The 21,439-nt window shown below is 72.2% G+C and carries 21 protein-coding genes and 1 riboswitch; of the genes, 9 read left to right on the forward strand and 12 right to left on the reverse strand.

Translation table 11 applies throughout. The annotated features are described in order from the left end of the window. The first annotated feature begins 95 nt into the window (after window positions 1–95). A complete protein-coding gene (locus H295_RS0107560; protein ID WP_028809157.1) occupies window positions 96–2,861 on the forward strand; it encodes an alpha/beta hydrolase family protein in 2,766 nt (921 codons plus the stop codon). Window positions 2,862–2,963: 102 nt separating this feature from the next. Here the strand turns inward: H295_RS0107560 and H295_RS0107565 are convergent, their stop codons facing one another. Next, entirely contained in the window at window positions 2,964–3,344 is a 381-nt protein-coding gene (locus H295_RS0107565; protein ID WP_020134740.1) for a PPOX class F420-dependent oxidoreductase, read from the reverse strand. Between the two features lie 201 nt (window positions 3,345–3,545). Here H295_RS0107565 and H295_RS0107570 point away from each other — a divergent pair, with 201 nt between their 5' ends. After that, window positions 3,546–4,910, forward strand: coding sequence for a S1 family peptidase (locus tag H295_RS0107570; RefSeq protein WP_028809158.1), 1,365 nt, complete (start codon window positions 3,546–3,548; stop codon window positions 4,908–4,910). A 213-nt stretch (window positions 4,911–5,123) separates the two neighbouring features. On the opposite strand, the gene H295_RS0107575 is transcribed toward H295_RS0107570, so the two are convergent. Both H295_RS0107575 and H295_RS0107580 read right to left on the reverse strand, forming a co-directional pair. Beyond that, window positions 5,124–5,309, reverse strand: a complete 186-nt coding sequence (locus tag H295_RS0107575) for a hypothetical protein (protein ID WP_020134742.1) — start codon at window positions 5,307–5,309, stop codon at window positions 5,124–5,126. A gap of 116 nt (window positions 5,310–5,425) precedes the next feature. Then, complete coding sequence (locus tag H295_RS0107580) at window positions 5,426–6,586, reverse strand: ROK family transcriptional regulator (protein WP_020134743.1); 1,161 nt, start codon at window positions 6,584–6,586, stop codon at window positions 5,426–5,428. Window positions 6,587–6,780: 194 nt separating this feature from the next. Here H295_RS0107580 and H295_RS0107585 point away from each other — a divergent pair, with 194 nt between their 5' ends. Further along, window positions 6,781–7,980: a Gfo/Idh/MocA family protein gene (locus tag H295_RS0107585; protein ID WP_020134744.1), complete on the forward strand. Its 1,200-nt coding sequence runs from the start codon at window positions 6,781–6,783 to the stop codon at window positions 7,978–7,980. A gap of 28 nt (window positions 7,981–8,008) precedes the next feature. Here the strand turns inward: H295_RS0107585 and H295_RS0107590 are convergent, their stop codons facing one another. Together H295_RS0107590 and H295_RS0107595 are read right to left on the reverse strand one after the other, a co-directional pair. Continuing rightward, the gene (locus tag H295_RS0107590; protein WP_020134745.1) at window positions 8,009–8,704 is read right to left on the reverse strand and encodes a L,D-transpeptidase family protein; all 696 of its coding nucleotides are present in this window, start codon (window positions 8,702–8,704) and stop codon (window positions 8,009–8,011) included. 121 nt (window positions 8,705–8,825) lie between these two features. Continuing rightward, entirely contained in the window at window positions 8,826–9,623 is a 798-nt protein-coding gene (locus H295_RS0107595) for an SDR family NAD(P)-dependent oxidoreductase (protein WP_020134746.1), read from the reverse strand. A gap of 50 nt (window positions 9,624–9,673) precedes the next feature. Between H295_RS0107595 and H295_RS0107600 the strand changes: the two genes are divergently transcribed. Beyond that, the gene (locus tag H295_RS0107600) at window positions 9,674–10,210 is read left to right on the forward strand and encodes a hypothetical protein (RefSeq protein ID WP_028809159.1); all 537 of its coding nucleotides are present in this window, start codon (window positions 9,674–9,676) and stop codon (window positions 10,208–10,210) included. A 54-nt stretch (window positions 10,211–10,264) separates the two neighbouring features. Here the strand turns inward: H295_RS0107600 and H295_RS0107605 are convergent, their stop codons facing one another. The 5 genes from H295_RS0107605 to H295_RS0107625 all read right to left on the reverse strand — a co-directional run bounded on the left by H295_RS0107605 (window position 10,265) and on the right by H295_RS0107625 (window position 14,152). Continuing rightward, window positions 10,265–11,179, reverse strand: coding sequence for an SDR family oxidoreductase (locus H295_RS0107605; protein ID WP_020134748.1), 915 nt, complete (start codon window positions 11,177–11,179; stop codon window positions 10,265–10,267). Window positions 11,180–11,259: 80 nt separating this feature from the next. Then, window positions 11,260–11,634 (reverse strand): DUF4180 domain-containing protein, encoded by a 375-nt coding sequence (locus tag H295_RS0107610; RefSeq protein WP_020134749.1) that lies wholly within the window; start codon window positions 11,632–11,634, stop codon window positions 11,260–11,262. Next, on the reverse strand, window positions 11,624–12,253 hold the full coding sequence (locus H295_RS0107615; RefSeq protein ID WP_020134750.1) for an MBL fold metallo-hydrolase: 630 nt from the start codon (window positions 12,251–12,253) through the stop codon (window positions 11,624–11,626). Before H295_RS0107615 ends, H295_RS0107610 begins: the two co-directional genes overlap by 11 nt. Further along, the gene (locus tag H295_RS0107620; protein ID WP_020134751.1) at window positions 12,253–13,338 is read right to left on the reverse strand and encodes an S-(hydroxymethyl)mycothiol dehydrogenase; all 1,086 of its coding nucleotides are present in this window, start codon (window positions 13,336–13,338) and stop codon (window positions 12,253–12,255) included. Before H295_RS0107620 ends, H295_RS0107615 begins: the two co-directional genes overlap by 1 nt. 127 nt (window positions 13,339–13,465) lie before the next feature. Further along, window positions 13,466–14,152, reverse strand: coding sequence for a TetR/AcrR family transcriptional regulator (locus H295_RS0107625; RefSeq protein WP_028809160.1), 687 nt, complete (start codon window positions 14,150–14,152; stop codon window positions 13,466–13,468). Window positions 14,153–14,205: 53 nt separating this feature from the next. Between H295_RS0107625 and H295_RS0107630 the strand changes: the two genes are divergently transcribed. Beyond that, on the forward strand, window positions 14,206–15,324 hold the full coding sequence (locus H295_RS0107630; RefSeq protein ID WP_028809161.1) for an FAD-dependent oxidoreductase: 1,119 nt from the start codon (window positions 14,206–14,208) through the stop codon (window positions 15,322–15,324). A gap of 150 nt (window positions 15,325–15,474) precedes the next feature. Beyond that, window positions 15,475–17,232, forward strand: a complete 1,758-nt coding sequence (locus tag H295_RS0107635) for an ABC transporter ATP-binding protein (RefSeq protein ID WP_020134754.1) — start codon at window positions 15,475–15,477, stop codon at window positions 17,230–17,232. Between the two features lie 94 nt (window positions 17,233–17,326). Here the strand turns inward: H295_RS0107635 and H295_RS0107640 are convergent, their stop codons facing one another. Then, on the reverse strand, window positions 17,327–17,623 hold the full coding sequence (locus tag H295_RS0107640) for a hypothetical protein (protein ID WP_020134755.1): 297 nt from the start codon (window positions 17,621–17,623) through the stop codon (window positions 17,327–17,329). A 173-nt stretch (window positions 17,624–17,796) separates the two neighbouring features. On the opposite strand from H295_RS0107640, the gene H295_RS0107645 reads away from it, so the two are divergent. The 3 genes from H295_RS0107645 to H295_RS0107655 all read left to right on the forward strand — a co-directional run bounded on the left by H295_RS0107645 (window position 17,797) and on the right by H295_RS0107655 (window position 20,630). Further along, the gene (locus H295_RS0107645; RefSeq protein ID WP_020134756.1) at window positions 17,797–18,162 is read left to right on the forward strand and encodes a nuclear transport factor 2 family protein; all 366 of its coding nucleotides are present in this window, start codon (window positions 17,797–17,799) and stop codon (window positions 18,160–18,162) included. A 129-nt stretch (window positions 18,163–18,291) separates the two neighbouring features. Then, window positions 18,292–18,374, forward strand: a riboswitch (ZMP/ZTP riboswitch). 22 nt (window positions 18,375–18,396) lie between these two features. Continuing rightward, window positions 18,397–19,248, forward strand: a complete 852-nt coding sequence (locus H295_RS0107650; RefSeq protein ID WP_020134757.1) for a bifunctional 5,10-methylenetetrahydrofolate dehydrogenase/5,10-methenyltetrahydrofolate cyclohydrolase — start codon at window positions 18,397–18,399, stop codon at window positions 19,246–19,248. Window positions 19,249–19,400: 152 nt separating this feature from the next. After that, window positions 19,401–20,630 (forward strand): glycosyltransferase, encoded by a 1,230-nt coding sequence (locus H295_RS0107655; protein WP_028809162.1) that lies wholly within the window; start codon window positions 19,401–19,403, stop codon window positions 20,628–20,630. Window positions 20,631–20,738: 108 nt separating this feature from the next. Here H295_RS0107655 and H295_RS0107660 read toward each other — a convergent pair whose 3' ends face one another. Next, window positions 20,739–21,401 carry a TetR/AcrR family transcriptional regulator gene (locus tag H295_RS0107660; RefSeq protein WP_020134759.1) on the reverse strand — a complete coding sequence of 221 codons (663 nt, stop codon included), beginning with the start codon at window positions 21,399–21,401 and terminating at the stop codon, window positions 20,739–20,741. Between the last annotated feature and the right edge of the window lie 38 nt (window positions 21,402–21,439).

The raw sequence follows: 21,439 nt of genomic DNA on the forward strand, positions 1-21,439 counted from the left end.
GACAACCCACAGGCGCCTCCGCCCCGTCCTACGTGACGCGAGAGGCGCCCGGGACCGACGGGACGTCTGCGCACGGGGTCTTGAGGAGAGAACCATTGATCCGTGCCCGGCGAATATGCGTGACCGCCGTGGCGGTACTGGCGGCCCTGGCGGGCTCGCCCGGACTGGCGCAAGCCCAACAACCGCCGTCAGCGGGGCCGTTGAGTGCGAGAGACGGCAACGGACTTCCGCCCGGGTGGCGGATCGACGGGAAGAGCGGAGCGCGTGAGCTGGTCTGGCGCGCCGGCAAGGCCGTTCCCACGGGGGACGCGCGCGTCGAGTTCCGCACCGGGAACCGGCTGCTCGGAGTGCCGAAGCCGGCGAAGGACGGACGCACCTTCCGGCTCCTCCTGGACGACATCGGATCCGCCGGCCTGACGGATCTTCAAGTGACCGCCGCGGGACGGCGGTTGGACGCTGCCGCCGAGGAGCCGCGCGGGTCCGGCGCACAGGGGGTACGGCTCCCCGCGCAGGCACCGGCGAACGGTGTCGATCCCGGCACGTCCGGTCCGTACCGCACGGTCACCGGCGGATACGACCTCGCGCCGGTGCGCCTGCCCGGGTACGCCACCCCCGTGGAGATGCGCGCCCAGGTCGTGGCGCCGAAGGGAGCCACCGGCAGCCGCCCGCTCGTCCTGTTCCTGCACGGCCGCCACTCCACCTGCTACAAGCCGGGCACCGAGAACGACAACCAGGACTGGCCCTGCACCGACGGCTACAAGCCGATCCCCAGCGAGAAGGGCTACCTGCGCGACCAGCGACTCCTGGCCTCCCAGGGCTATGTGACGGTGTCGATCGCGGCGAACGGCATCAACGCCCAGGACTGGCAGGCCGAGGACGCCGGCGCCCAGGCCCGCTCCTCCCTGGTACGGCAGCACCTCGCGCGCTGGGCCGACTGGAGCGCCCACCGGACGACCGCCCCGGCCGTCGTGCGCGCGGCGCCGAAGGCGGACCTCTCGAAGGTGCTGCTCGTCGGCCACTCGCGTGGCGGCGAGGGCGTCAACCGGGCCGCCATGGACAGCCTGTACCCGCCGCCCGGGGCCGAGGACGGCTACCGCGGCCCGGTGCGCTGGAAGGTGCGCGGGACCGTGCTGATCGGACCGACGATCTTCGGCCAGAATCCGGTCGCCGACGTGCCGTCCGTGACCCTGCTGCCAGGCTGCGACGGCGATGTCTCCGACCTCCAGGGCGAGGACTTCGTCGACGGCACCCGGGGCGTCAGCCGGGGCACCGCCCTGCACAGCGCGGTCTACATGGTGGGCGCCAACCACAACTTCTTCAACAGCGAGTGGACTCCGGGCGAGGCAGTCGCTCCGGCCGCGGACGACTTCGGGGACGACCCCGAGCACAGGGACCCGGTGTGCTCGCCGGGCGCGGCGACCCGGCTGACCGCCAAGCAGCAGCACAAAGCGGGCGCCACCTACATCGCGGCGGCGGCCAGGCTCTTCGTCGCCGGGGACGACCGGGTGCTTCCGCTGCTCGACGGTTCCGGCAGGCGGGCGCCCTCCGCCGACCCGGCCCGGGTGCTGACCCACGCGGTCGGCGGCCGGCGCACCGGAGGTTTCCTGCCGGACGGCGGCGCCAAGGTGGCCGGTGCCCGGCTGTGCTCGGCGGTCGATCCGGACCCGGCCGTGGCCTGTCTGAACCCGGCGACCGTCGGCTCGTCGCCGCACTTCGCCTGGTGGGAGACGGAGAAGGAGACCGGCCGCAGCGCGGTGGCGCTGAAGTGGTCCGCCCCCGGCACACCCGCCCGCGTCACCCCCGCCAAGCCGGTCTCCCTCCACGGGTCCCGGCAGCTGGCGCTGCGGGTCTTCGTCCCGCCGAACACCACCGGCACGACGTTCGACGTGTCCGTCACCGACTCCGCAGGGCGCCGGGCGACGCTGGGCCGGGTCCAGCCGGCGGGCCTGCCGGGCTCCGATCGGACCGCGTCCTACTGGGCGCAGGAGCTGCGCGTCCCGCTGTCGGCGGCCACCCGGGCCGGACTCGACCTCCGGCACGTCAAGTCCCTTGATCTGACGCCCCGTTCGCGGTCCGGGCAGGCCTGGCTGATGGACGCCTGGGGCTGGGCGCCGGGCACCCCCGCCGTCAAGGCCGCCGCGCTGACCCGCGTCGACGTGGGCCGCACCCTCGTCAAGGAGGGCGACTCGGGCACCCGCACCTACCGGATCCCGGTGCGGATCTCCGGGCGCGGCAGCGGTCAGGTCCGGGTGTACGTCATCGAACCGGGCAGCGGCCGGGCCAGGAGCAGGCTGGTGACCGTACGGCCCGGCAGTCACGCGATCGACGTGCCGGTCCAGGTGAAGGGCGACACCGTCTTCGGCGACGACGTGCAGCACGACATCGCGGTCAAGGCCGTCCACAACTCCGTCGTCGGCAAGCACCGGGGCGGGCTCACCGTCGAGAACGACGACCCCGAGCCGGTGATCACCCTGTCGCCGGTCGTGGACCGGGTCACCGAGGGCGGAACGCTGTCCTGGCGGTTGTCCATCGAGGCGCCGGCCGCGGTGGACCTCTGGCAGCCGGTGCGGGTTCTCCCGGTCACCGAGGGCGCCGAACTGTCCACCAAGGACGTGGACCCGCAGTGGCTCATGGAATGGTCGGGTGAGGAGCCCGACCCCGAGCGCCGGCTGTCCGACGCGAGCCTGTGGGCGTGGCTGACCATCCCCGCGGGCAGCACCAGCGCGGACTTCGTGACGCCGACCGTCCGGGACCAGGTGGCCGAGCCGACGGAGTCGATGCGCCTCGCGCTGACCGACCGCGACGCCCGACCGCTGCCCGACCGGCCGGTGCTGACGGGGACGGTGCTCGACCAGCCGTAGGCACGACGGCGAGGGCCCGTGACCGCCCTCTCGCGCGGGGCCCGGAACACCCGGGTCCCGCGCTTCACGAGGTCACACCGGTTTCACCAGGTGCGACTCGCTTCACAGGGTGACGCGGATGCCGACCGTGCCGTCCCGTCCCCGTCGCAGTCTGCTGCCGAGGAGGGTGAGCCGGCCCAGGACGCCGTACTTCCGGGCCAGGAGCTGCCGGTAGCGTCCGGTGGTCGCCGCGTCGACGATCTCCGCGGTGGCCGGGATCTGGTCGCCGGTGGGGTTGCCGCGCACGTCGCAGGGGCCGACCAGGACGTCCGCGCGGGCCCTGATCCGCTTCACCTTCCAGGCGTCGGCGGCCGACCACGCACCGAGCGTGTCCCCGTCCCTGACCACCCACACCGGGGTGGCGACCGGGGTGCCGTTCTTCCGAAAGCTGGTCAGCAGGAGGTACTTGCCCGCGCCGAGCCGCTCCAGCGGCGTGTCGTCCATGGCGGAAGTCTAGGCGCGGTCCTCCCGGAACGTCATGCGTCCGGGAGCCGGGCGAGCCGGACCGGAGCGGCCGTTCCTTTGCCACTGGAACACCAACTGCCGTGAACGCGCCCGGCTCCGGCGCCGTATGCAAGGGAGGGCACTCAACGACCGGAGGGCCCCGCGGTGCTGACACCGCTTGTTCTGGTTCGGGAGCCATGCATGAGGCACGCACGACGACGGGTCGTCCGGCGGGTGACACGGCTGGCGGCAGTCGGCGGACTCCTCCTGGGAGGCACGATGGTCACGCGGGCCGTCGCGAGTGAACCTCCCGCCACCGCGCCGCCGCGCACCTTCGCGCAGCAGGCCGGTGAGACGGGGGCGGACATCGTGGCGCGGCTCGGTTCCGCCCGCACGGCAGGCACCTGGATCCGCGCCGACGGCAAGCCCGTCGTCGCGGTCACCGACGCGAAGGCGGCCGCCGAGGTGCGCGCGTCGGGGGCGGAGGCGAAGGTCGTCGAGCACAGCATGGACCAGCTCAAGTCGGCGGCGAAGACGCTGCGTTCGGCACCGCGGGTCCCGGGAACGGCCTGGTCCATGGACTACCGCACGAACCAGGTGGTGGTGCAGGGCGACAGCACGGTCTCGGCGTCCGACTGGGCCGGCATGAAGAAGGTCGCGGACGGCATCGGCGGCTTCGTGAAGACGGAGCGCACCGCGGGCACGTTCACGCCCCGTCTGAACGGGGCGAGGCCGATCCTGTCGACCGGCGGGCGCTGTTCGGCCGGCTTCAACGTGACCAACGGTCAGAGCGACTTCATCCTCACCGCGGGCCACTGCGGCCCCACCGGTTCGGTGTGGTTCGCGGACACCGGCGGCACCAACCAGCTGGGCAAGACGGTCGCCCAGAACTTCCCGGGCAACGACTACTCCCTGGTGCAGTACGCCAACGGGAAGGCCGGCGACGGAGCGGGCGTCGTGTTCATCGGGAACGGCAAGGGTGTGCAGATCACCGGAGCGGGCGATCCGTCCATAGGACAGCGGGTGTTCCGCAGCGGCAGCACCAGCGGGCTGCGCGACGGGCAGGTGACGTCGGTCGACGCGACGGTGAACTACCCGGAGGGCACGGTCACCGGGCTGATCGAGACCAGCGTGTGCGCGGAGCCCGGGGACAGCGGCGGTCCGATGTTCTCGGAGGGGATCGCGCTCGGCATCACCTCGGGCGGCAGCGGTGACTGCACGCAGGGCGGGACGACGTTCTTCGAGCCGGTGACCAAGGCGCTCAAGGATCTCGGCATGCAGTTGATTGTGTCGAACCCGGCCGCGGCCGGCGGGGCCTCCCCCGCGCCGTCGGCCACGTCGGCGCAGGGCGCGATCGCTCCCGGCGGCGCCTCACCCGGCTCCTCGGCCACGGTCGCGGGGGCCGAGGGCACCCCGCTCCTGAGCCGCCTCACCGACACCCGCAACGTCGGTCCGGGCCTGCTGGTCGTCGGGGGCAGCCTGATCGCCCTGGTGGCGGCCCGCTACATCCGCTCGGAACAGGACCGCAAGGCGTATCAGCGCTACTACTCGGCGACTTGGGGCTGAGCCACGGGGCTTCGCACGTTCAGCGGGCCCGGTCCGAGGATCACGAGGAGGACCGGGCAGAGCGGGGCGAGCACGACTGCGCCCGACGGCAATCGCCGTCGGGCGGAAGTTCCTACGGCGGGGCAGTGGACCGCCGAGGTCAGTGCGAGGAGAGGGGCCAACCCGTCAGGGGTGCCCGGGGCGGGGCGGTGACGCCCCGAGGGGTTCTCGGGGCTAGGCCGCCGGGACCGGTTGGGGAGCGGCGGCGGCCCACTCCAGGACGAGGCGCTGGTACTCCTCACGCTGCTCGCCGCTCAGTGTCCCGCCCGCCCGGCGCCACAGGGCCCGGATCTCCTCGTTGACCTCGTCGGCCGATCGATCGGTCACGGGTTCAACGGTGGTGGACATGGTGTGAAGCATACGGCTCCGGAAGTGAAGGCGCCGTGAGTAATCACGTCAGAAACGGACATACCGGACCGTGTTACTGATCACGTCCATCTGTCAACACGCGTTCCTGTCAAGGCTTGTGGCCTGCTTCACACTTCGGCCACACCCAGGACCAGCACCTGGATCGCCAGGACGGCGGCCCCCCGGGCCCAGTCATGGAAGTCGGACACCTTGGTCTCCAGGTCGATCGGGGCGGCCAGTGGATGGCGGTGGGCGCGGACGGCGTCCTCGACGGTCCCGGCGGCCACGTCCATCAGCCCGACCCCCTCTCCGGCGAGCAGGATCTTCTGCGGCATGGCGAAGTTGGCGATCTGGGCGACCAGGACACCGAGGGCGCGTCCGGCCTCGTCGATGACACGGGCGGGCATGGGCTCTCCGGCCGCCGCGAGGGCGAGGATCTCCTCGTAGGTGTGGTCGCGGCCGGTGGCGGCCCGCACCTGGTAGCGGATGCTGGGGATGGCGAGCAGGGAGACGGCGCTGCCGCGGGCGCCCTCGGGGGTGAGCGGGCCGTTGGGGTCGATGATCCAGTGCCGTCCGAAGCCGCGGTCCTCCTCGGCGCAGGGGACGCGCCGGCCGCCGAGGACCAGGCCGTAGCCGATTCCCGCGCCGATGGTCAGGACGACGAACCGGTCGAGGCCGCGCCCGGCGCCGAACCAGGTCTCGGCCTCCACGAGGGCGGCCACGTCGTTCTCGACGACCACGGGCAACCCCGTGCGTTCCTCGACGAGTTGACCCAGCGGCACGTCCCGCCAGTGCAGGAACGGGGACTCGCCGACCACGGCACGCTCCCGGACCAGGCCGCCGACCCCGATGCCGATGCCCGCGAGACGCGGGTGCTCACGGGCCAGCTCGTCCGTCATCTCCGCGAGCAGGTCGGCGACTTCGGCGGGGTCATGGCTGGTCAGGGGCCGGTCACGGCGGGCCACGATGTCGCTCCTGAGGGTGGTGACGACGCCGTAGACCATGTCCTCGGTGATCTTGAAGCCGAGGAAGGAGCCGGACTCGGCGACCACGTCGAGAGGTTGGGAGGGGCGTCCCTGGCGCACCTCGGCCGGCGTGCCCGTCTCGGGGACCTCGATCAGCAGGCCCGACTCGATGAGGGGCTTGGTGAGCCGGGTGAGGCTGCCGGCGGACAGGTCCAGGCGGCGGGCGAGTTCGGTGCGCGACAACGGGCCGTGGACGAGCACCTCGATCGCCACCGAACGTTCGCCCGCACTGAGGGGCAGCCAGCTGGCGGCTACTGCGGTCATGAAGGTCAGACTCCCACATGATTTCTTTCGCTACGAAATCAACGTGGCCACGACAAGACCCACGTCGCTGCTTCGGGAGGTTGTTTTGCCAGCCTCTTGACGCTTTGATTCTTCCGCGGCAAAAGTAAGCGGAAGCCCGACCAGATCAAGCTGATTCTCGACCAGTGAGTCGACCTTCGAAGGGCATGCCTTCCATGACGTTCTCTCTCGGCATCGTCGGCGCCGGCCAGTTCTCCGGTCAGTTCGCCACGCTGTTCCAGGCCCACCCCGGCGTCGGTGACGTGTTCGTCACCGATCTGCTGCCCGAGCGGGCCGAGCAGCTCGCCGCCGCGCAGGGGCTCGCCGGCACCTTCCCGTCGTACGAGGCGATGCTGGAGTCCGAGGAGGTCGACGCGGTCGCGATCTTCACCCAGCGCTGGACGCACGGCCCCCTGGTGCTCCAGGGCCTGAACGCGGGCAAGCACGTGTACTCCGCGGTCCCGATGGCGATCACCACGGAGGAGATCGCAGCGATCATCGACGCGGTCCGGGCCACCGGGCTGACGTACATGATGGGCGAGACCAGCCAGTACAACCCGGCGACCGTGCACGCCCGCAACCAGATCGCCGAGGGCGCGTTCGGGCGGCTCTTCTACGCCGAGGGCGACTACGTCCACGACATGGACCTCGGGTTCTACGAGGCGTACCAGTACAGCGGCGGCGAGCGGTGGAAGGAGACCGCCAGCTATCCCCCGCTGCTCTACCCCACGCACTCGGTGGGCGGGGTGCTCGGTGCCTGGCAGACGCACGCGGTGAGCGTGTCGGCGATCGGTGTGGTCGACGAGCGCGGGGACGGGGTGTTCGACAAGGAGGTCAGCCAGTTCGGCAACGACTTCTCCAACGCGACCGCGCTGTTCGAGGTGGCGGGCGGCGGGTCGTTCCGTACGAACGAGTTCCGGCGGGTCGGCTACCCGTCCCACATCCGGGAGTCCCGTTTCCGGTTCTTCGGGACCGAGGCGAGCATGGAGCAGCTGGCCACGGTCGCGCTCTGGCAGGACAAGAAGGGGGTGAAGGACATCAGCGAGCTCCTCGAGCCCAAGCCCACCATGTCTCCGGACGACCCGTCGCTCCAGCACATCGCGCCGGAACTGCGGGCCGCGTTCACCTCGGGCTCCGCGCCGGTGCACGACCGGGAGCGGCTGCCGAGGGCCTTCGACCACCTGCACAACGGGCACGAGGGCAGCCACCACTTCCTGGTGGACGACTTCGTGACCGCCGTGAACACCCGCACGCTGCCCTCGGTCAACGCCTGGGTGGCGGCCCGCTACACCCTGCCGGGCATCATCGCGCACGACTCGGCGCGACAGGGTGGAGCGCGGCTGGAGATCCCGGACTTCGGGGACGCGCCTCAGTGACCCGGCGCGGGGCCGGGTGCCCGCTCGCTCAGGTGCCCGGCTTGCGGCCGTACACGAAGACGTCGTCGCCCTTCTTCAGCAGCGACCAGTACTTCTTGGCGTCCTTCGGGGTCATGTTGGTGCAGCCGTGGGAGCCGGGCGGGTTCCACATGGAGAGGTTCACCGAGTGGAAGGCCTGGCCGCCGTCGAAGAACTGGGAGTACGGCATCGGCACGTTGTAGATCGAGGAGACGTGATTCTTGTCACGCCAGTAGATCTTCTTCAGGCCGGTGCGGGTCTCGTAGCCGTCGCGGCCGGTACGGACCGGGACGGGGCCGTAGACCAGCCGGTCGCCGTCCTGGATCCAGCTCAGCTGGAGGGTGAGGTTCACACAGGCGATGCGGCCCTTGTTCGTCGGGCACTTGCCGTCCCGGTTGGGGTGGTTGCCGACGGCCTTCTGCTTGGTCATCAGGTCCATCACACCCCAGGTGACGGATCCCGCGTAGCCGATGTTCGGGCTGATGCCGTGCTTGGTCTGAAAGGCCTTGATCGCCTTGCAGTCGGCGGTGGACTGCCTGCCGTCGACCGGGCGGCCGAGGAACTTCTCCACCTTCTTCTGGTACGGGCCCGCCTGCGTGGTGCAGCTCGCCGCCTGCGCGGGCGCGGCGCCCAGCGCGATCGTCAGCGGCGCGACGAGCCCGGTGATCCCGAGCGCGACGGCACCTCGTCTGCGTATGTCCCCCATGGCCTTTCCCCTGTCCCCTCGAGTACGTGTGTGCGATCTCTACCAGGTAGACGGCCCCGCGCACCAGTCCGTTGTACCGACGGCCCGCCTGCGACGGAACGGTGACAATGTCCCTGCCCGGTCAGGCACCCCGGCCGGGGTGGACCGCCGTGTGGAAGCCGGTGTTGACGGCGGTGAGGCCGCCGTCGACGACGAGGGTGGTGCCGGTGATCCACGCCGCGTCGCGGGAGGCGAGGAACGCGACGGCAGCGGCGACGTCCTCGGCTTCGCCGACCCGACCCAGCGGATACAGCCGTCGCAGTTCACCCAGCTCGTCCTCACGCCCGTCCCAGGCGGAAGTACGCACCGTACCCGGGGCAACCAGGTTGACGCGAACCCCGCGGGGGGCCGCGTGCCCGGCGAGCGTGCGGGTCAGGGAAGCGAGGCCCGCCTTCGCCGCGCTGTAGGCGTGGTTGCCGAAGTCCTGGAGGCCGTTGACGGAACCGATGGTGACGATGGCGCCGCGGCCGGAGGCGACCAGGTGCGGGAGCGCGGCGCGCGAGCAGCGGTAGGGGCCGCCCAGGGTGATGTCGATGTCCCGGGCCCAGTCGTCGTCGGAGTCGTCCTCGAAGAGCGGGGTTTCCGGGGTGCAGCGGGCGGCACAGTTGACGAGGACGTCGAGCGAGCCGAACACCTCGACGGCGTGGGCGACGGCCGCCTCGACGGCCGCGCGGTCGGCGACGTCGCACGCCAGGGCACGGACGTCCAGCCCCTGTGCGCGCAGCCCGGCGGCCGTCCTCTCCACGACCGCGGCGTCCCGGTCGGTGAGCAGGACCCGTGCTCCCTCCTCGGCCAGCCGTCGGGCCGTCGCCGCGCCGATGCCGCGGGCCGCGCCCGTGACGAGAACTCCGTGTCCCTCGAAGCGTGTGGTGTGCGTCATGCGACCGAAGGTAGGCCCCGGCTGATCAAGTCGGCCGATAGCGTGCGGTCATGTCGGCGTTCATACAGCAACTGCCCGCGCTCATCGGTGTGGTGGTCGGTGCTCTGGGTTCGTATCTGGCGGTCGTGCGCAGTGATCGGGCGCGCTTTCGACGGGAGCAGGCGGCTCGGTGGGAGGAGCGGCGGCTGGGGGTGTACTCGGACTACGCGCGCACGCTGAAGAAGACGATCACGTTGGTGTGCCGGGTGGCGGCCCACTTCGGCAACGATCCCCACCCGCATCCGCTCACCCCGGACGAGGCGGCCCCGCTGCTGGCGGAGTCGACGCTCGCCCGCGACCCGGACGGGGAGGCACTGCTTCTGCTGGGGAGTCCAGCGGTGGTGGAGAAGGCGCGGGTCTGGGTCACGGTGGTGCTGGAGATGGAGCAGTTCCTGCGCGACGGGACCCGCGATCCCGAGGCGTGGCGGGTCCTGCTGGAGCGGCACCGCAACGGCCGGGACGGCTACTACGCGGCCGTACGCGACGATCTGGCACTGCCACCGGGCCTTGCGGTCCGGTGGCAGCTGCCGCCCGCGCGGTCCTCCTGACCTGCCCGGCTCCGTTCCCGCCGACGCCACCGAACGCCGGGGCTCCCCCCGGCGTCAGCGGTAACCGGTCACGTCCGCCGGCTTGCCCGCGTCCTGCACCTCGACCAGGTAGCGCCAGGCGTCCGGGCGGCTGCCGTCCAGGTCGGTGAAGTCGTACGTCCGCGCCAGCGAACCGCTGTCGAGGGACTGGCCGTTCCAGCGGGACACCTCCGGGTCGGCTGCCAGCGCGGCCACGGCACGGCCCACGTAGCGCGGGGTCTCCGAGATCGCGAAGTGGGGCACCTGGTCGAGGGCGTCACGCCAGTTCTCCTCCCGCACCCCGAACGTGTCGAGCATGATCTCCGAGCGCATCCAGCCGGGCGTGAGCGCGACGGCGGTGGCGCCGCGCGGGCCGAGTTCGTGGCCGAGGGCGAAGGCCATCCGCAGCACGGACGTCTTGGCGAGGTCGTAGAAGAAGGACACGCGGTAGTTCTCGCGGTTGTAGGCGTCGGTTCCGTCGGTCATCTCGACGACCAGGCCACCGGGCCGGCGCAGCAGCAGGGGCAGGGCGTGGTGGCTGGTGACAGCGTGGGTCTCGACGGCGAGCCTGAGCAGCCGCAGGCCCTTGTCGAGGTCGTGCTCCCACACCGGCGCGTCCCAGTCGAAGAGGTGCTCGCCGCCCCAGATGTCGTTGACGAGGACGTCGAGGCGGCCCTGCTCGTCGGCGACGCGGTCGACGAGGGTGCGGACCTGCGCCGGGTCCAGGTGGTCGGTGGGGACCGCGATGCCCTGGCCGCCGGCCGCGGTGACGAGGTCGGCGGTGTCCTCCAGGGTCTCGGGGCGGTCGTACTCGGAGCGGCCGGCGCGGGTGCTGCGTCCGGTGACGTAGACGGTGGCGCCCGCCGCCCCGAGCTCCACGGCGATCCCGCGCCCGGCTCCCCGTGTGGCCCCGGCGACCAGTGCGACCTTGTCCTTCAGCGGCTGTGGCATGTCCGACCTCCCGTTGTGTGCGATGTGGAGTCGAGCATCGCCGGGAAGCCCGACAGCCTCTGTCGTGATTTACGGGAGAGTCACCCGGTCGCGCGCAGCTTCTCGTCCAGGGTGTCCAGATCCGGCAGGAACCAGATGTGGCCGCCCTGGTTCGTCTCGTGGACGAAGTCGCGCAGGGCGGTGCTGCCGTCGGTGTGGCGGGTGACGTCGCCGACGACGGCGAGACGGACCTGGTAGGTCACGAACTTCTGCATGACCGCGCCGGCCACGCCCGACCGCAGCCGGAAGAACTCCTCGGCGACCCGTGCCACGGGTACGGCGACCACCTGGGCGTCACGGCCCATCGCGTCGCCGATCAGGTCGAGGGCGGCCCGTTCGCCGTCCAGGGGTGGTCCGTCCGGGGCGCAGTGCAGAACGTTCACGCCGTTCAGGGGCACGACGTCGTCAGTGGCCACGGGCGATCCACTCCTGGAGGTGCGGGGCCTCGGCGCCGATCGTCGTCGGGTCTCCGTGGCCGGTGAGGACCTTCGTCTCGGGCGGCAGGACGAGCAGCCGGTCGCGGATCGAGTCGATGATCGTCGGGAAGTGGGAGAAGGAGCGGCCGGTGGCGCCCGGACCGCCCTGGAAGAGGGTGTCGCCGGTGAAGACGGTGCCGAGGCCCGGGTCGTAGAGGCAGACCGCGCCCGGTGCGTGGCCCGGGGTGTGCAGCACCTGGAGGTCGGCACCCGCCGCCTCGATGACCTGGCCGTCGCGCAGATGGGCGTCGGGGTCGCGGTCGGGGTGGGTCTGCTTCCACAGCGGCAGGTCGTCGGGGTGCAGCCAGATCGTGGCACCGGTGCGCTCGGCGAGGGCGGGCGCGGCGTCGATGTGGTCGTTGTGGGCGTGGGTGCAGACGATCGCGGTCAGCCTGCGGTCGCCGACCGCCTCGAGGATGGCCTCGGCGTCGTGGGCGGCGTCGATGACGATCACCTCGTGGTCGTCACCGACGATCCAGACGTTGTTGTCGACGTCCCAGGTGCCGCCGTCGAGGCTGAACTGCCCGGAGGTGACGAGGCGTTCGATGCGGGCGGCCATCAGAGCACCACCACCGAACGCAGGACGTCGCCGTGGTGCATGCGCTCGAACGCCTTCTCCACCTCGTCGAGTTGGATGGTCTCGGTCACGAACGCCTCCAGGTCCAGGCGGCCTTGCAGGTGCAGGTCGATCAGCATCGGGAAGTCCCGGGAGGGCAGGCAGTCGCCGTACCAGGACGACTTGAGCGAGCCGCCGCGCCCGAAGACGTCGAGGAGCGGCAGCTCCAGCTTCATCTCGGGGGTGGGCACGCCGACGAGGACGACGGTGCCGGCGAGGTCGCGGGCGTAGAAGGCCTGCTGGTACGTCTCGGGGCGGCCGACCGCCTCGATGACGACGTCGGCGCCGAAGCCGCCGGTGAGTTCGCGGATCGCCTCGACGGGGTCGTTCTCGCGCGAGTTGACGGTGTGGGTGGCGCCCATGGTGCGGGCCTTCTCCAGCTTGCGGTCGTCGATGTCCACGGCGATGATCCGGGCCGCGCCCGCGAGGTTCGACCCGGCGATCGCCGCGTCGCCGACCCCGCCGCAGCCGATGACGGCGACGGTGTCGCCGCGGCCGACGTTGCCGGTGTTGATCGCTGCGCCGATGCCCGCCATCACCCCGCAGCCCAGGAGCCCGGCGACCGCGGCGGAGGCCGACGGGTCGACCTTGGTGCACTGTCCGGCGGCGACCAGGGTCTTCTCGGCGAAGGCGCCGATGCCCAGTGCGGGCGAGAGTTCGGTGCCGTCGGTGAGGGTCATCTTCTGCTGCGCGTTGTGCGTGTTGAAGCAGTACCAGGGCCGTCCCCGCAGACAGGCCCGGCAGTTGCCGCACACGGCACGCCAGTTGAGGATCACGAAGTCGCCGGGCGCGACATCGGTCACCCCCTCGCCGACCGACTCGACGATCCCGGCCGCCTCATGGCCGAGCAGGAAGGGGAAGTCGTCGTTGATCCCGCCCTGCTTGTAGTGCAGGTCGGTGTGACAGACCCCGCAGGCCTGCACCTGTACCACGGCCTCCCCGGGGCCCGGGTCCGGCACCACGATCGTCTCCACCCGCACCGGCTCGTCCTTGCCGGGTGCGATCACTCCGCGTACCTCCTGCGCCATGGCCTGACCCCTTCCGTCGCCCGGTGTACGTCCCTCCGACCCTACGCGCGAATGATCGGTAACGGCACCGGTTCCCGCAGGCCGGGGCGTTGGGGGCAAGCCGGTGCCCTGCTCGGGCGCGGTCGGGTCAGGGCCGGGCGAGCTTGGCGGCCACCGCGTCGAGGACCCAGTCCAGGCCCGTCGTGAAGGAGGCCTCGGCGTCCACGTGCGTGGCGTCGTGCACGGCCTTGCTCAGCGCCGGGAAGCGGCCGGTGGCCAGCATCTTCGTCACATGGGGGCCGTAGGCGCGCTGCCATTCGCGCTTGCTCAGCCCCGTGGCGCGTTCGGCCCGCAGGTTCGCGATCTCTCGCCTGATCGCGCCGGTGAAGTAGGAACTGACCGTCTCCACCGCGCGCATGACGGTGTCGATGTCGGCGAGTCCGTCCAGGGCGGCCAGGGTGGACTCGGTCACGGCGAGGCCGTTCGGGCCGAGGCTCGGGCGGCCGCCGAGCAGGTCGGCCAGCCATTCGTGCCGGAGCGCGGCCTGTCTGGTGCGGTGGGCGAGACCGCTCAGTGCCTCGCGCCAGTCGCCTGGCCGCTCCTCGGGGAGGATCTCGGCCTGGACCTCGTCCACCATGAGGTCGAACAGCTCCTCCTTCGTGGCGATGAACCCGTACAGCCGCATCGGCCCGGCGTTCAGCCGGGCGGCGACCTTGCGCAGCGACACCGCCTCCAGGCCGCCCTCGTCGGCGAGCGCGACGGCGGCGGCGACGATCCGCTCCCGGTCGAGGGGCACGGGGCGCGTCGGCGGCTCCGGCCGGTCCCACACAGTCATGGCGACATCGTACTGTTGCGATACGTCGTAGCGTTTCGATACAGTGTATCGACATGAGACATCGCATCGCCGTGGTCGGGGGCGGTCCCGGCGGCCTCACCTTCGCCCGTGTCCTGCACCGCCACGGTCACTCCGTCGCCCTCTTCGAGCGCGACCCCTCCCCCGACGCCCGGCCCCCGGGCGGCACCCTGGACCTGCACGAGGGGATGGGCCAACTAGCCCTGGACAAGGCGGGGTTGCTGGCGGAGTTCCAGAAGCTGTCCCGCCCCGAGGGACAGGCCATGCGCATCCTGGACACGGACGGCACGGTCCTGCGCGACTGGCGGCCCGCCCCGGACGAGCGGGCCCATCCCGAGATCGACCGCAAGCACCTGCGTGACCTGCTGCGCGGCCCGCTGGACGTCCAGTGGGGGCGGAGCGTGACGAAGGTGCTGCCGGGGACGCGGGACGGCGTGCCGGTCGAGTTCTCGGACGGACGGCAGGAGACGTTCGACCTCGTGGTCGGCGCGGACGGCGCCTGGTCCCGGGTCCGCCCCGGCGTCTCGTCGGCGACGCCGCACTACACCGGCGTCACCACGGTCGAGACCTCCCTCGACGACGTCGACCGCCGCCACCCCGACCTCGCCCGGCTGATCGGCGACGGTTCGGTGGCGGTGTACGGCGCGAACCGGAGCCTCACCGCCCAGCGCAACAGCGGCGGCCATGTGAAGGTGTACGCCAAGTTCCGCGCGCCGCAGGACTGGCACGCGCACCTGGACCCCGCCGACGTCGAGGCGGTGCGGGCGAGCCTGCTGGCGCTGTTCGACGGGTGGGCCGCCCCGGTGCTCGACCTGCTCCGCCGCGGCACCGCCTTCGTGCACCGCCCCCTCCACGTCCTGCCGGTGGCCCACACCTGGCCCCCTGTGCGCGGGGTGACCCTGCTCGGCGACGCCGCCCATCTGATGCCTCCCCTGGGGGCGGGCGCCAACCTCGCGATGCTGGAGGGCGCCGAACTGGCCGAGGCCGTCGCCGCCGGTCCCGAGGACCTGGACGACACCGTCCGCGCCTTCGAGGAACGGATGTGGGTGCGGGCCGCGAAGTGGGCGGAGATCACCACGGCCGGTCTGGAACGCCTGGTGAGCCCGGACCCGGCCGCGGCCCTCGCCCTCTTCGAGGAGGTCCAGCCCTCCTGACCCGCCGAGCCGCGGGGACCCGGCGGGACGCGCCCCGACCGCCGAGACAGGCCCACCCGGCAGGAGTTGCCCTCGCGGCGGCCCGCGGACAAGGCCCGACAACCACCGACGTAGCCTGAAGGTCTCCACCGCCGAGCCCGAAGGAGCGCCGTGGGCACCACCGAGACCACGCCCGGCCCGCCCACCTGGCGACTGCTCCTCGACTACGTACGGCCGCACCGCTGGACCCTGCTGGCGGGTGCCCTGCTCTCGCTCCTGACGGGCGTCACCGGACTCCTGCTGCCCCTGGTCGCACGGGAGTTGATCGAGGACCTCTCCCACGACCGCACGATCACCTGGGCGTTGGTCGCCATGTCGGGGCTGGTGATCGCCAACGCGGCGGTCGGCGGGCTGGGTTCGTACGTCCTGCGACGCACCGCGGAGTCCGTGGTCCTCGGCGCGCGGCGCTCACTGTCGTCGTATCTGCTGCGGCTGCGCATCCCCGCCGTGGACCGCACCGAACCCGGCGATCTCATGGCCAGGATCACCTCGGACACCACACTGCTGCGCGAGGTCACCACCGACTCCCTCGTGGGCCTGGGCACAGGCGGGCTCACGCTGGTGGCGACCGTGGTGATGATGGCCCTGGTCGACCCTGTGCTGCTGGGGGTCACGCTGGCGGTGATCCTGGCCGCGGGCACGGTTCTCGGTGTGATCGTGCCGCGCATCAACCGGGCGAGCCGGCAGGCCCAGGACGCGGTCGGCGTGATGGGCGCCTCGCTGGAGCGGATCCTCGGCGCGCTGCGCACGGTGAAGGCGTCCGGCGCCGAGCACCGCGAGGAGCGGACCCTGCACGCGGCCGCCCAGGAGTCCTGGCGGCAGAGCGTGCGGGCCGCCAAGTGGCAGGCGGCCGCGGGCAACACGGCGGGACTCGCGATGCAGATCGCGTTCATCACGGTGCTCGCGGCGGGCGGGGCCCGGGTCGCCACCGGGGCGATCGGTGTCGGCACGCTGGTGGCCTTCCTGCTGTACGTCTTCTATCTGATGTCCCCGATCCAGCAGGTCGTCGGGGCGGTCACGCAGTACCAGACGGGCGCGGCCGCCCTCGCCCGGATCCAGGAGGCGCTGCGGCTGCCGGCCGAACCGGCCGCGCCCGCGGCGCCGTTGCCCGCCGCCGGGGCAGAACCCGCCGCCGTCGCCTTCGCGGACGTCAGGTTCCGCTACGCCGACGATCTGCCCTACGTCCACCACGGCGTCTCCTTCGAGGTGCCGGCCCGGGGGCTGACGGCCTTCGTCGGACCGTCCGGAGCCGGGAAGACGACGGTGTTCTCGCTGATCGAGCGGTTCTACGATCCCGAGTCCGGGGTCGTGACGCTGGACGGGCGGGATCTCGCGGAGTGGGAACTGCCGCAGCTGCGCTCGGCGATCGGGTACGTGGAGCAGGACGCGCCCGTGCTGTCGGGGTCACTGCGCGAGAACCTGCTCCTCGGCAATCCCGACGCGGCCGAGGACGCGGTGACCCGTGTCCTGAAGACGACCCGGCTGGACGGGCTGGTGGCGCGGCTGCCCGCCGGCCTTGAGACGCTGGTCGGCCATCGCGGGACCAAGCTCTCGGGCGGTGAACGGCAACGGGTGGCGATCGCACGGGCGCTGCTGCGGCGGCCCCGGCTGCTGTTGCTGGACGAGGCCACCTCCCAGCTGGACGCGGTGAACGAGGCGGCCCTTCGGGACACGGTGGCGGACGTGGCGCGTACGACCACGGTGCTGGTCGTCGCGCACCGGTTGTCGACGGTGACGACGGCCGACCGGATCGTCGTGATGGACGCGGGGCGGGTACGGGCCGTGGGGACGCACCGGGAGCTGGTCGCCGGGGACCCGCTGTACGCGGAACTGGCGGCCACGCAGTTCCTGGCCACAGCCGCCGAATGAGTCAGGTGTCCGCACCATGACCCCCGGGACATCCCGGAACGCGTCGAGGGCCGCCCGGTGATCCGGGCGGCCCTCGGTGTCCGTGCGGGAGCCGTCAGGTCTCGATCGCGGGGACCAGCCCGGTGACGGGCGCGGCGAGGTCGGTGACCTGGTGCAGTTCGTTCAGCCGGTAGAGGTCGTTGGCCCTGTTGAGCTGCTCGGAGACCTTGGGCAACTGAGCCCTGTGCTCCGCCGGGATCTCGCTCACCGCGAGCGAGTCGAGCGTGGCCATCGGGCTGAGCGGGCTCGCGTCCTGGGCGGCCGCGCCGGCCGCGTTCGCGAGGGGAGCGGCGAGACCGGTGACGCCGACGGCGAGACCGACGGCGGCGACGATACGTCGAGTTGAGATCATGTAGTCAGCAACGGCCACCGACCGCTCCCGGACACGGTTGCCCGGCGCCGCTCACCCGTCAGGCGGAGCGCCCGTACTGCGCTTGCCGTGGCCGCCGGGGCGGAGGAGTCTCGTAGGAGGAAGCCCTGCGCGGCCCGTTCCTCGTCGGGCCGCGGCCTTCGAAGGAGGTCACCATGGGCACTGCCGCAAACACCGGTTTCACCAGCGAGACCCTGCGCCGTGGCGTCGAAGGGAACTCCGCGGCCGATCTGCTGTCGCTCTACGCGGACGACGCCGAGATCCGCATCGTCGACCGCAACACGCAGCCCAGCCACCCCATGGTGGTGCACGGCAAGGACCAGATAAGCGCGATGCTCGACGACGTCTACAGCCGCGACATGACACACAAACTGGAAGGGTGTGTCATGGAGGGCGATCACGTCGCCTTCAGCGAGTCCTGTCTGTACTCCGACGGCGTGCGCGTCCTGTCGGAGTCGATGCTGACCCTCAAGGACGGCAAGATCACCGAACAGACCATGATCCAGGCCTGGGACGAGTAACGAGAAAGGCGCCGAGGGTCCAGATCACGCCCTGCCCGACCTGGACCTTCTCGGCACGAGCGGGCCGGGGCGACCGGGGCGGAGCTGCTGCACGCGCAGACCGCGGGCGTACCGGAGCCGGTTAGGCTGGTGGCGGGCCGTGACTGGCGCTGAGGTGGAGCACCACCGGGGAGCGGTCCATGACTCCGAAGCCGTGCGCCTGGGCGATTCCCACGATCGACCCAGGAGTGGATCATGTCTCAGGCCCGCATCATGGACGGCACCGCGCTCGCCCGGCGCATCGTCGGGGAGACCGCCGAGCGCGCGGCCGGCCTCACCGCCCGCACGGGTCGGGCGCCCTGTCTCGCGACGGTTCTCGTCGGTGAGGACCCGGCCTCCGTCACCTACGTCCGGATGAAGCGGAACCGCTGCCGCACAGCCGGTGTCGAGTCACGGCACGTGGCGCTCCCGGCAGCCACCACCACCGAGGAACTGGTCGTCACCCTGCGGGAGTTGTCGGCCGACCCGACCGTGCACGGCATCCTGCTCCAGCATCCGATGGGCGCGCACATCGACGAGCGGGCGGCGTTCGAGGCGATCGCGCCGGAGAAGGACGTCGACGGAGTCACCTTCGCCTCCTTCGCGACGATGAGCTTCGGCCTCCCGGGGTTCGTGTCCTGCACCCCCGGCGGGATCATGCGGCTGCTCGACGCGTACGACGTCGACCCGGCCGGGAAGCGGGCGGTGGTCGTGGGCCGCAGCGCCATCCTCGGCAAGCCGGCCGGGATGCTCCTGCTCGCCCGGGACGCCACGGTGACCTACTGCCACTCGCGCACCACGGACCTGTCGGCGGCCGTGCGGGAGGCGGACATCGTGGTCGCCGCGGTGGGCCGGCCCCGGCTGGTCCGGGGCCAGGACGTCAAGCCGGGCGCGGTGGTCGTCGACGCGGGATACAACGAGGGGAACGTCGGTGACGTCGACTTCGACTCCGCCGTGGAACGGGCCTCGCTGATCACGCCGGTGCCGGGTGGTGTCGGACCGATGACCATCGCCACGCTGCTGGAGCAGACGGTGACGGCGGCCGAGACCGCCGCCCGGGTGGGTTGACTCGACCGCCAAAGCCACAGAGACAGACAGCCACAGCCACAGGAGGGTGAGGCCTACGCCTGCGTACCGGCCTGAACTGGCCGGTACGCACGGGTCGTTCGCCCCGGAAGCCGGGCCCCGGCGCCATACTGTCCGGCGTGCGGGTAGCGATCATGACAGCGGGTTCCCGGGGCGATGTCGCCCCTTTCACCGGTCTGGGGCACCGACTGGCGCGGGCCGGGCACGAGGTCACCCTGGTCACCCACGGCCGCTTCGAGCCGCTCGCGGCCCGGGCCGGCCTCCGGTTCCACGCCCTGCCCGTCGATCCCCGGGCGGAGCTGGAGTCCTCGCGCGGGCGGGCGCTGCACCGCAGCACGACCGGCGTGGGCAAGCTGGTGCGGGTGGTCGCGATGGCCCGGACCCTGGCCGTGGAGATGGCCGACGACCTGGTGGCCGCCGCCCGGTCGAGCGACGCACTGCTGCTGTCCGGCTCGGTGGCCCCCCTGGGACACGCCGTCGCCGAGGGCCTCGGTCTGCCCAGCCTCGGCCTCAACCTCCAACCCCTCGCCGCCACCCGGGAGTTCGCCCCGCCCATGCTGGGCATCCGCTCCTGGGGCTCGCTCGGCAACCGGGCCACCGGGACGGCCCTGAACCTGGCCGTGGAACAGGTATTCGGCGCGGCCCTCCCCCCGGTGCGCAGCCGTCTGGGTCTGCCGCCGATGGGCACGGCCGCGGCACTGCGGGCCCGGGACCGGCAGGGCTGGCCGGTGCTGCACGGGTTCAGCCCGCGCGTCGTCGCCCGGCCCCGTGACTGGCGGCGCGGGCTCGACGTGGCCGGCTACTGGTGGCCGTACGACGCGGACGCGCCGCTCCCCGACGAGCTGCGGGCGTTCCTCGACGCGGGGCCGCCGCCGGTCTTCGTGGGGCTCGGCAGCGCGACCGTGCCCGACCCCGCGCGGGTCAGCGCCGCGATCGTGCGGGCACTGCGCCTGGCCGGGCTGCGCGGGGTGGTCCAGCGCGGCTGGGCGGGCCTGGCGGCGACGGGGGACGACCTGTTGACGGTCGACGAGGTGCCGCACTCGGCGCTGTTCCCGCACATGGCGGCGGTGGTCCACCATGCGGGCGCGGGCACCACGGCGGCGGGGCTGCGGGCGGGAGTCCCGGCGGTGCCGGTGCCGATCCAGTTCGACGCGGCCTTCTGGGCGGCGCGGCTGGTGGCACTGGGCGTGGCACCGCGGGCCGTGCCGCTGCGGCGACTGACCGCCGAGGCGCTGGCGGCGGCGCTGACCGAGGCGACCCGCGACACCGGTCACCGGGAGCGGGCCCGGGCGCTGGGGGCGCACATCCGCGACGAGGACGGAGTGACACCGGTACTCGATGCGGTGAACAAGCTGGGGCGGTAGCGCGCCCGCGCCCCACTCACGCACGGGCGGCGCCGCGGCTCACGCCCGGGCGAAAGCCCCGTTCACACCAAGCCGGAATCCCACTCACCACCCGGCCGGCACCCCCGCTCACCCCCGGCCGGAATCCCACCCCGGTGGCTGGAGGATCCCCAGCAGCTGGCGCATCAGTTCCTCCACCACCTCGTCGAGCGTGGCGTCCACCCATCCCGCGTTCCAGTCGTGCAGCAGGCCGTTCACGCTGCCGATGAACGCCGTCGCCGCGAGCCGGAAGTCCCGGGGCGTGGCCTCCCCCCGGGCGACCGCCCGCTCCGCTTCGGCGCACACCAGGTCGACCCAGTGCGCCCGACGCGCCAGACGCTGCTCCTCCATCCGCGCGCTGACCCCGATGATCTCCACGAACGTGATCCGCACCCGCCGCGGGTCGGAGGTGACGTTGGCCGCGTACGCCCGGAAGATCGCCGCCACCCGTTCGGTCAGCGGCAGCTGGTCCGCGTCGGCCACCGCGGCCAGCACGGCCGCCGTCGCCCAGTCGTTGACCTTGAGGTGGAGCGCGGCCAGGACGTCCTCGAGGGTGCGGAACTCCTCGTAGAACTGGCGGGTGGACAGGCCCGCGGCCTCGCTGAGGGCGGCGACGGTCGTGGCGCGGTAGCCCGGAGCGTCCCCGAAGAGCTGGAGTGCCGCGTCCAGGAAGCGACGGCGTCGCTCGGCCTGCCGCTCCGCGGCGGTCTTGCCGCCGTAGCGACCGGTCGGGGCCCTGAGCCTGCCCGTCACCGCACCTCCTGTTCGGGCCGGAAGGTCCGGCCACCCGT

Origin of the sequence: Streptomyces sp. 351MFTsu5.1 (assembly GCF_000383655.1) — a bacterium.
Taxonomy (GTDB): domain Bacteria; phylum Actinomycetota; class Actinomycetes; order Streptomycetales; family Streptomycetaceae; genus Streptomyces; species Streptomyces griseorubiginosus.